7 protein-coding genes are annotated in these 10041 nt (G+C 46.5%); 2 read left to right on the top strand and 5 right to left on the bottom strand.

What is annotated here, in order from left to right:
* Window positions 1–84: 84 nt before the first annotated feature.
* From IY568_RS22135 to IY568_RS22145, 3 genes are all read right to left on the bottom strand, one after another.
* Window positions 85–1194: a nuclear transport factor 2 family protein gene (locus IY568_RS22135; protein ID WP_194868728.1), complete on the bottom strand. Its 1110-nt coding sequence runs from the start codon at window positions 1192–1194 to the stop codon at window positions 85–87.
* A gap of 81 nt (window positions 1195–1275) precedes the next feature.
* On the bottom strand, window positions 1276–2304 hold the full coding sequence (locus tag IY568_RS22140; protein WP_194868729.1) for a helix-turn-helix domain-containing protein: 1029 nt from the start codon (window positions 2302–2304) through the stop codon (window positions 1276–1278).
* Window positions 2305–2397: 93 nt separating this feature from the next.
* A complete protein-coding gene (locus tag IY568_RS22145; protein WP_194868730.1) occupies window positions 2398–3192 on the bottom strand; it encodes an MBL fold metallo-hydrolase in 795 nt (264 codons plus the stop codon).
* A gap of 323 nt (window positions 3193–3515) precedes the next feature.
* Between IY568_RS22145 and IY568_RS22150 the strand changes: the two genes are divergently transcribed.
* Window positions 3516–4586, top strand: a complete 1071-nt coding sequence (locus IY568_RS22150) for an esterase-like activity of phytase family protein (RefSeq protein ID WP_194868731.1) — start codon at window positions 3516–3518, stop codon at window positions 4584–4586.
* Between the two features lie 172 nt (window positions 4587–4758).
* Here the strand turns inward: IY568_RS22150 and IY568_RS22155 are convergent, their stop codons facing one another.
* On the bottom strand, window positions 4759–7254 hold the full coding sequence (locus IY568_RS22155; RefSeq protein ID WP_194868732.1) for a GH92 family glycosyl hydrolase: 2496 nt from the start codon (window positions 7252–7254) through the stop codon (window positions 4759–4761).
* Between the two features lie 550 nt (window positions 7255–7804).
* Between IY568_RS22155 and IY568_RS22160 the strand changes: the two genes are divergently transcribed.
* A complete protein-coding gene (locus IY568_RS22160; RefSeq protein ID WP_194868733.1) occupies window positions 7805–9682 on the top strand; it encodes a peptide-N-glycosidase F-related protein in 1878 nt (625 codons plus the stop codon).
* Window positions 9683–9952: 270 nt separating this feature from the next.
* Here the strand turns inward: IY568_RS22160 and IY568_RS25465 are convergent.
* On the bottom strand, window positions 9953–10041 hold an 89-nt coding region (locus IY568_RS25465; protein WP_194868735.1), incomplete at its 5' end, for an integrase core domain-containing protein.

Here is a 10041-nt window from a genome sequence, read left to right on the forward strand (position 1 = left end):
ATTGCCTCTACTTTAAAAGCGGCAAGTATTTTCCCCTTCTCTCCTGACAGGGCCAGTTCACTGCCTCGCCACCGTGTTACCACCCTAACGCTTATCTAACACCTCTATCATGGCCTCAGCCACCGCCACTGAAGACAAATAATTTTGTCCGGTGATCAATCTGCCGTCAATTTCAACAAATGGTTTGTTCCGTTCACCATGTAAAAACTCGCCTCCTCTGGCCTTTACTCGCTCACCGATAAAGAATGGGAACGCCTTAAGATACGGTGCGCCCTGTCGCTCAAAAGATTCCGGATAGCCACTAACACGTTTATTGGCCACCAAATACGCACCCGACTTCAGTTTTAAATTCACAATACCAGCGGTACCATGACAGACCGCAGAAATAATGCCATTATTTTGCTCGTACACCGCCATGGCGATGGCCTGGATCTGAGGGTGCTCAGCGACCTCGTACATAGCATTGCTTCCCCCAACATAATGCACGGCATGATATTGTGACGCATCAACCTGCTCCGGTGCCAGGCTGTGACCAATTGCATACATGAATTCAGGGTCGTACAAATACTGTTTGTGGATCGGCACAGACGTATTCACGTACGCCAGGCTCAATGCTCCCCCTCGGGTACTCATAAAATCCACCGTATATCCGGCTTTAATAAACGTGTCATAGGCGTACACAAGCTCAGAAAAACTGGTTCCGGCGGGCAGCTCTGTATCGCCGTGAAAGCTGGCACTCGATGCAATAAAGAGGATTTTTTTATTTTGATACTGAATAGTTTGATCCGTCGCGGTTTTACCAACAATCTGCCATTTCCCGGCTATCTGTTTAAGCAGGATATGATCGATATATGCCTTGTAAGGAGGCGCTACGGTGATTTTTAGCCGCGCCATGGCGATGTCACCGTCGATTTTCAGCGAAAGCACTTTCCCCTGACGTTGTTTATCACTTTTACGATCAAACCAACGCGCATACTGCCCGGCTGTCACCGTCCAAAATGGTTTTGTATCATGGGACAGCAACAACTGTGCTTGCGGATGAAATGCGTTTTTGATGCGCACAGGATCACTCTCGCGTGTCCCCTGTAAGTAGTCGTTTAAAGCATGTAAGACACCCGCTTTATCCGACGCCAGACTATGTCCAGAGCTTATCAAACAGAGCAAAATCAGGACGTATCTAAGACAGGTTTTCATGGTGTTTCTCCGGTTAACGAATTTCACCTCACCTTAAAACATAACCTTATAAAACAAGCTCCTGAATTATAATTTAGGTATTCAGCATGATAATTTGCGAGTCTGTTGCGCGCGAAACTGACTCGGGGTCTGACCTGCGTATTTCTTAAATGCGGTGTAAAATGTCGAGCTGGCATTGAAACCACATAATTCCGCAAGGTGTTCCATCGTCAGGCTTTTCTCTTGCAGCAAAAGTGACTGAGCATGCTGTACCCTGTAACGATTAATAAATTGATTATAATTACAACCATAATACTGGTTTAAAAACTGTGACAACTTGGTGTGACTGACCCCCAAGCGTTTGGCCAATCTGGGTAATGACATACCAGGGTCGGTAAACAACAACTCTTCATCGAACAGTTGAGTTAATTTGGTTGATAGTTCATGGCTCTGCTGCGGCGATATCGGCTGCGCCGCGTACTTCTCTTTTGTTCGGCCTCCCCCCGAATAGACCACGATACTCAGATACAACACCATGGAAAATGACAAGGCCCCCATGATGTAAGACGTGTAAGCTGCAGTATAGTAAGCAAACCAGATCAGCCAGCCGCCCCCCAGCACAACAACGGGCAGATCGCGCCAGTTTGGCGCATTTTGTCTTGACCATAAAGCGACCAATTTATGCCGATACAACCAACTTGCCGCGATTAAATACCCAAACCAGGCATAACCTGAACCTCTGTATATCCAGGTTTGCCAAAGTTCCAGATTGCTATGATAGGGATAGACTGCACCAGTGAAGACAACCACAAGCACCCAGCCTGCAAAATGCCATCGCAATATTGGGCTGTTTTTGTTCGGATTTAAGTTACGCACACAAAAAGAAAACAAGCTTGGACCAATCAGGCAGCACGCACTGAGCCCCAGTTGTAAGATGTCTTTACTGAGTCCGGGGCTAAAATAGAAAGCAATCGATTTGCCAATACGAATACTCAGCATCAGCAATAGCAGGGATAACCAGGGTGCCCCCGTTATCTCGCATCGCTTGTGATAAATCCATGCGGCAAGTAAAACCCCGTTAAATGCACCCAGTGAGGCAAAGAAGAACAAAAAGTAGCGTGAGAATTCCATTGTTATGATTATTAGGACACAGACCCTGCCACTATCGCATATCAGCCAGACAACGCCAAGGATACACTTCTTTGAGTCATAACAAACCGAACGCTAGACAGAGCCGTGCTCACGCTCAATAACCTGAATGGTTCTCTCTATAAACCGCTGATAGGCTTTTTGTGGCAAAAATGGCGATTTACCCGAGAGGTTAAACCGCTCAGCAAGGTCAATAACCTTTTTGTTTGTCATAATCTGCTCTACGCTTAGCCCTTGAATGCTCAGTAAACGGATGGTATCCACCCATTCGAGGGTGTTTTTTCTGAACCTTCGCAGCGAGGCTTTATCCGTAGCAACCCCATGCCCCGGAACCACCAGGCTCTGCTCATCACCTAATCTTAAAACTGTGTCTATCGCATTCTTAAAGCCCGCAACACCGCCTGCATAAAAGGTAGGATGCCAGCTGGTATCGAACACATCGCCGACAAATATGGCATTGCTCGGCTTGTGATAGTAGATATTATCTGTCGTGGTATGAGACTTCACGGCATGTTGAAACAGACCAAACTGCCTCATCTCTCCCGTCACAAGTTGCGCACCCCGGCTAATAAAATAGGCATTGCCACCGGTATGATCTGTATGGGCATGGGTATTGAAAACATGTGTAACGGGTTTTCGGTTGATTGCCTGAATGGTTTTTTCCAGCGCTACCAAATATTGCTCACCTGGCATAGGGTCAATTAAAACTAATCCATCGGACGTTTCAAGCAGGCCAATATTAGTGCCGTAGTCTTTCCCGGTCAGAATATGCAAGTGCGACGACACAGCCTGCACCTGAATACTGGCACTGAACGCAACGCAGCTCAGTAAGAGTAACGCCATGGCTAATATCGTTTTGAATATGCTCATCACAACTCCTAAGTTATTTTTGTTTTTATAATTGAGCAGTCTACCCTGATACGTTTAAGACATTAATAGAACAGGGTGTGATATAGCAAGCACTAGTTTAAGCAATGACCGGGTTTTAACACTCGTGTTGCGAACTATCAGTGAATGAGCCAATAACTGTGTAGGGATAAAGAATGAAACAGTACCTCAACAAAAAAACAACCCATCTACATTTAATTTTAAATAGTGTTTTTATCTTCTGCACTTTTTAAGCCCAATGTGATGCAAACTTCATATTACCTGCGTATATTGTTCTGTCCTGAATATTTGAAGTAAAGATCCTTATGCGCAGTTGTCTATTCTTAACCTTATTGGCCCCTTTTTTCGCGAACTCAGCCGCTATGCAGCTCGAGTTTTTAGATGAGTTTATTGTTCCGGCTGATCTACGCGTCGACGGAGACAAAGTCGGTGGATTATCTAGTATTGAATACACCAATGGACGCTATTTATTAATCGCCGATGATTCTAAAAAGCCGCGCTATTTCCAGGCAAATATTGCGATTAAAGATCAAAAAATTGAACAGGTTAAGTTCGAAAAATCCCTACCACTGGTAAACCAACAAACCCGTTCAGGTGTTGTAGATCCCGAAAGCCTTCGAATCGCGCCGAATGGCAAGGACATTATTTGGACCAGTGAAGGCAGCATTAAATATAAGCATGCACCGGCTATCTTCATGCAGACTGAACAAGGTTTAGTTAACTTTACACTACCGAAAATGTTCGAGATCAGTAAAACAAGCGGGCCCAGACATAATGCCGTCTTCGAAGGACTCACTGTTGCACACTCAGGCAAAGGTATTTGGGTGTCTGCGGAAGGTGCACTCAAGCAAGACGGTGAAGAGTCCAATATTGAGCACGGTAGCCTGGTCCGCATCTCCTATTTTGATTTTGCCTCAAAGGGTATGCAAAAACAGTTCGCCTACTACCTGGAACCTATGGTAAATCGCCCAGAGGCAAAACCCGATGCGTTTCGCACTACCGGCCTGGTCGAGATATTACAGGTAAATGAACATCAACTGCTCACCATGGAGCGTTCATACACGGCGGGTATAGCAGACGGCGGGAACGACGTCAGCATCTACCTCGTTGATTTTAAAAATGTAACCGATACAAGCCAGGTAGCCTCGCTCAACCAGCAATCCGTTCGCCCTGCTCATAAAACTTTGCTGTTAAACATGGCTAGCATTAAGCAACAACTGGGCTCGAAACACATTGATAATCTGGAGGGCATGACTTTTGGTCCCCGGCTTGCCAATGGCAATATAAGCCTACTCATGGTGTCTGATGATAATTTCAACGTACATGGCAAGCAGCTGAGTCAGATCCTGTTGTTCGAGGTTAAAACAGGTAAATAAAGGCGTCAGCAAAATAAATGCACTAACCCTTGCCCTATAAAATCTGAGTATGACACGACTTTATGGGTAAAAAAGCCCCGGCAAACGGCACGGGGCTTTGATAGGGAATGTTCTTTGTTAGCCAGAGGCGCGCTTACCTCTGGTCAAGTTTGCAACCTTATTCACACTGCAGTTATTGAACAGAAGGCGCATAGCTCGGAGGCCTGTGCTCAGCAGCCCCACCAAACGCTTTGTTAGGCGCTTCACTTAAAGAAAAATCCAAAGTGACAGGCTGGTTAATATAGGTTTCATCAATCCAACTGTTCAGACTGACTTTACCATTGACCTTAAGCGCATCAATATAAATATGCGTGTCTGATGCTTGCGGTGCGTTCAACGTCAGATTGCCAATGCGAGCACGTTTAAACTGAGGACTGGACAAAACCAGATCGGCACGGCCCGGGTATTTAGGATAAAGTCCCAGACTACTGAACACATACCAGGAAGACATCTGACCCAAGTCGTCCTGACCTGGAATACCATCAGGCGCATCCAGCCATAGCTGCTTCATTGTCTCGCGCACCGTTTGCTGTGTTTTATAAGCCTCCGAGGTATGAAGATACATCCAAGGTGACAAAATGGATGGCTGATTTGAGACATCTGAAAACTCCGCTGAATCACGATACAACACCCAGGTGCCATCTGGTTTGCGGAAATGGCTGTCCAGTCGTTGGATCATAGCTTTGTCACCGCCCAGGGTTTTTGCCAGTCCTGCCCCATCATGCGGGATCATCCATAAATACTGAGCCGGGCTGCCTTCGACAAATAGATGACCAGAAAACGGGTCAAACTCGTCTTTCCAGCTGCCATCTTTGTTGCGCCCCTGAATATAGCCCAGCGACTCAGTGGCAGACGGGTTGTAGAGATTGCGCCAGTTTCCTGCCTCATTCACAAAACGCGAAGCGTCATCATGCTTACCCAGGCGTGCTGCCAACTGAGACAAGGAGAAATAGCTTGATGCCTGTTCCAGTGTTTCCGATGCACCTTCCCAGCTGTTGGATTGATCTGAAATATACCCGAGTTGTTGCCATTGATCTAATGAGGGTTTTTGGCCGCGACAAAATACCGGACAGCCAACCTCAGACAAATCAAATGCTGTAGGCTCTGTCGCGGCTTTGTACAATGAGTCATACGCGCCTGTCACGTCAAAATCATCAGCACCAAATGCCACAAAGTTTGCAATCGCGATTGTCGACGGATCACCACTCATGACGCCGGTTGCTCCCGCGTTGTGGGTCCAGCGGTCCCATACGCCGTTATACTGGCTCGCCTGATTAAACAATGACTGAGCGATATCGCTGCCACGCTTTTTGTCTAACAAAGTAACGAGCTGTAGCTGAGAGCGGTATACATCCCACCCGGAGAAGTTGGCATACTGATGCGTCTGAGTCCCTTCAACAGTATGAACCTGCTGATCAAACCCGACATATTGACCATTCACATCTGAATAGATGTTGGGATGATACAAACTATGGAACAGCGCAGTATAAAAAACTCTGAGTTTGCTGGTATCGTCAGACTCCACTTTCACTTTAGAAAGCGTGTTTTCCCAAGCCGCCTGAGCCTGCGCCCTAACCTGCGCAAAACTTTGCTCTGCCTGTTCTTTTTCAAGGTTCTCTCTGGCGTTATCAAGACTCACGTATGAAATGCCAACACGCATTTGCACGGTTTCACCCGCCTCCATATCCAGGTCAACCCAAACACCTGAACCTTTGCCTATATCCGGCCAACCATTATCGCCGTAGCCCATTCCACCTTTGGCCGAGTCTTGCCCCGTAAATACCTCATCATCCTTCCAGCCACCCGAACCAGCAATGGCTTTATCCAGCTTAGCGACGAAATGCAGCGTGTAATAGTCTCTTTGGTTGTGCTCGCCAAGATAACCACAAAAATTTCCTGAGGTTACATACCCTGTGATTTCGCCTTTTTGAGCATCGACTTTGACATAAGCATCGCCACTACCCAATTGTGAGTATGAGGTTCTAAAAAGTAGCTTGGCGTTGTCTGCCTGATCAAAAGTAAAGTTTGCAATTCCCGTGCGGGTCGTTGCGGCCAGTTCAACGTTCACACCGTTGTCTAAACCAACCTGATAATAACCCGGTGTGGCGGTTTCATTATCATGGCTAAAACCAGCGCTGTAGTAAGCATTAATTGGATCAGTTGCAGGAGAAAACGTTATATCTTTTGTAAATGGCATCACAGGAATATCACCTGAGGCACCTAAACAACCGGTTCCGGACAGGCGCGTAAAGGAAAACCCTTTTACACGACTAGCCTGATAATTGTAGCCACCTGGGGATACAGGAACACGTTTCTTTTCTTGCAGGATTTTTTTTGAGATCCCTTCAGATTCGGCCAGTAAATCTTCAGTGTACGCATGCTCAGGACCAAAATTAAACATCCCAAATGGCACCAATGCACCCGGCGTCACATTACCGGCCTGCCTGTGGTTAAACGGCCCCTTTGTCCCAATCAAGGGATCCACATAGGATACAACGTCTGTGACATAGTTAGAGTTTGCTGATACTTGCGTACCAGCACTTTGACTGGGTGCCTGCCCGCACGCAGCTAAAATAGCGGATGATACTGATACTAAAGCCAGATGCCTGACCACTTTGTTTTGTTTCATTACTGATTCCCACCCAAATGGATCGTTCCAATTTTTTTAATATAGTAGTTGTGAACTGACCATCACACTGCCATTTTTTACAGTATTTACACAATTTTAATGCGCCGATTTAAAGGTTATGAGCGATAATCTACATTATTGAGACGCTCGTGGTCGGTATTTTCACTTTGCACCAACCAATCACCCGCAACAGTGCTACCTAAGCTGAGATAGCCCAAAATACGCACCAAGCAGCTGATTGTAATACAGTTAGAACCAACTCGAATTGTCATCAATTAAGATAGGCTTTCGCTCGGAGCCTAGATGCTTTTGAACTGCCGAGGCTGCAAAAAAGCCAGAGGAGTAAATGGCAGTGTACCTGATAAGTCCAACACCCTTTACACTCAGAGAAAGCACAAAGCCACCTTCACTCTTCCTTTATAAGCTCTGGTGTCGAGAGTCCAGTCCACTTTAATAATTTTCAAGCTCAAATCCGAAAAGTTGATATGCCTATGTATCCTTATGTGGCACAGTGGTAAAATATTTGTAAACAAACACTCAGGGATTAAAGATGAAAATCGGGTTTATCTGTCTTTTGCTGTTTTGCACTACCGCACTTGCCAAAGAGCAGCTGCTCACGCCATTCACCTCATTTACCAAACATGGTGATCATACATTTGCCGTCGAACTGGCGAGTCAGGAGAATACTGGCCGGCACTTACTTGAAATAGAACTCGGCTGCGCGAGTCAGGGCTGCAGCGACTGGGACTACACAGTGCGATTTGAATGGCAGAAAGACGGTACTAGTTATGAGCTGGGCAGATTGATCACACCTTATGCGGGTTATATGCAACGCGCTATGCATGGTTTTGACCGCACCTGGCGGCGTACCTATACCTTTGATGTGTCGCATTTAATCCCTGTGCTACAAGGAAAGGGACACTTTAATGTTCACTATGGTGGCTGGGGAGCCAAACAGTCAGCATTCGGGATTTCAGCAAAACTACACTCTGACTCCCAATTTAACAAGCAAGAGGTTCTGAGGGCTATACCGCTGTATGAATCGGGCTCTGAAGGCTGGCCATACAAAACCTCAGAGTACTTTGATACCTTGCTAACGCAACGCGCCTTTCAGTTTCAGGCCAATGAACAGCACGCCGAAATAAAAATGTTCGTGTCTTCCCACGGCCATGCTTTGTCATTTGATAACCCGCGAGGTGAGCCGGAGCTGTGCGGAGAATGGTGCGACCGCTTCTTTACCATTAAGCACAACAACGACACTATTGTAAAACAGCAACTATGGCGAAAAGATTGCGATATGAGTGCGACCTTCCCTCAGGGAGGCACCTATATTTTCGCCCGTTCCAACTGGTGTCCTGGTGAATCTGTTATCCCATTCAGTTATGACATAGATACCACGCAAACAAACAACACGATTGATCTGGACTGGCAACGTTACAGCTGGCAACCCTCTCAGTATGGCAATACAGCACCACGTTACATTGTTAATGCTGTGCTGGTTACCTATGCAAATAAACCGGCGACCACCGATATTGCGCTAACCCGTATTGTATCGCCCAATGCACAAACTCCTGAGCGATTTGGCATACAGTGCGGCGCCATTGAAGCAGAAATCAAGAACATGGGTAGCGCCGACATCCATGCAGTACGTTTTCACTATGGCATTGCCGGGCGACAGCAGTATTTTTACGACTGGCAGGGTAACCTCAAGCCCGGCGACACTAAAATAGTGCGCATCCCTACCCGCTATCTTGGCCAATTCGATACACAAACTGCGCGTATTAAAGTCAGTGCTGAAGTCTCAGGAGATGAAAACATGGCGAATAATGATGCTAACGCCCTAATGCATATGCCGTTATCATTATTCAACACACCCAAGCTCAATATTCTGACCGGTAAAATCCCGGATGAAACCAAAGTAGAGTTACGTGACAGGCATCAAAATATCATACAGTCCTGGCACACCTTCAATGCACAGCAGTGGTATGAGTTGGTGCTTGAACAACCGGCGGGATGTTATGAGCTAGTTGTGTATGACTCTGCCAGAGATGGCCTGGCTTTTCCTTTTTTCAATAATCGTAAGGGCCAGGGCGCACTGAACCTGTCCTATGACTTAGACGAAAAAACGGTCACCCATGAATTGCAACCAGACTTTGGCCGCAAGCTCTCTATCCCTTTCACGCTTGGATACAAATTTGGCGGATGCGCAGCGCAAGCATGGCAAAGCGACAAAGCCTACCGCCAAGGTGATGCGCCGGTGGCGTACAATGGAATCATTTATCGAGCCAGGCACTGGAGCTATGGATTTCAACCCGACAGATCAGGCCAATATGACGCCTGGCAGCCAGTGAGCTACTGTGACGGTAGCCCTTTAAACGAGTCACTCAACAACACAACGTCAATGCAGTACACAAAAGCTATTGAGTGATATGTCCAGTTATTAAAGAGAGCCGCGCCCGTGCCAACTATTTTGCTCTGGCGCGGTTTGCCCGCGAAGCTGGATTTTACTTCCTGTCAGGATGTCACCTTGTTTTTAGCAGTTACCATGTGATTTTATTAAATACTTTCACTTTGACCTTCGATTCAGTGTGCCGCAGGTTGAACCCCAGACTTATCCGTGTAGCACCCTAACGATACATTTCAAATTTCGCTGGTGATCATGTAACTCCACCCAACCTAGTACAGCTCATTAGTAGAATTATGCAGCCTCAAGATAGCCAACTGGAGTCATGTCTTCCAGCGCATCGTGAGGCCTTTCATAATTGTAAATTTCTAACCATTCATCTG

This window comes from Pseudoalteromonas sp. PPB1 (assembly GCF_015356275.1).
Lineage (GTDB): Bacteria > Pseudomonadota > Gammaproteobacteria > Enterobacterales > Alteromonadaceae > Pseudoalteromonas > Pseudoalteromonas rubra_D.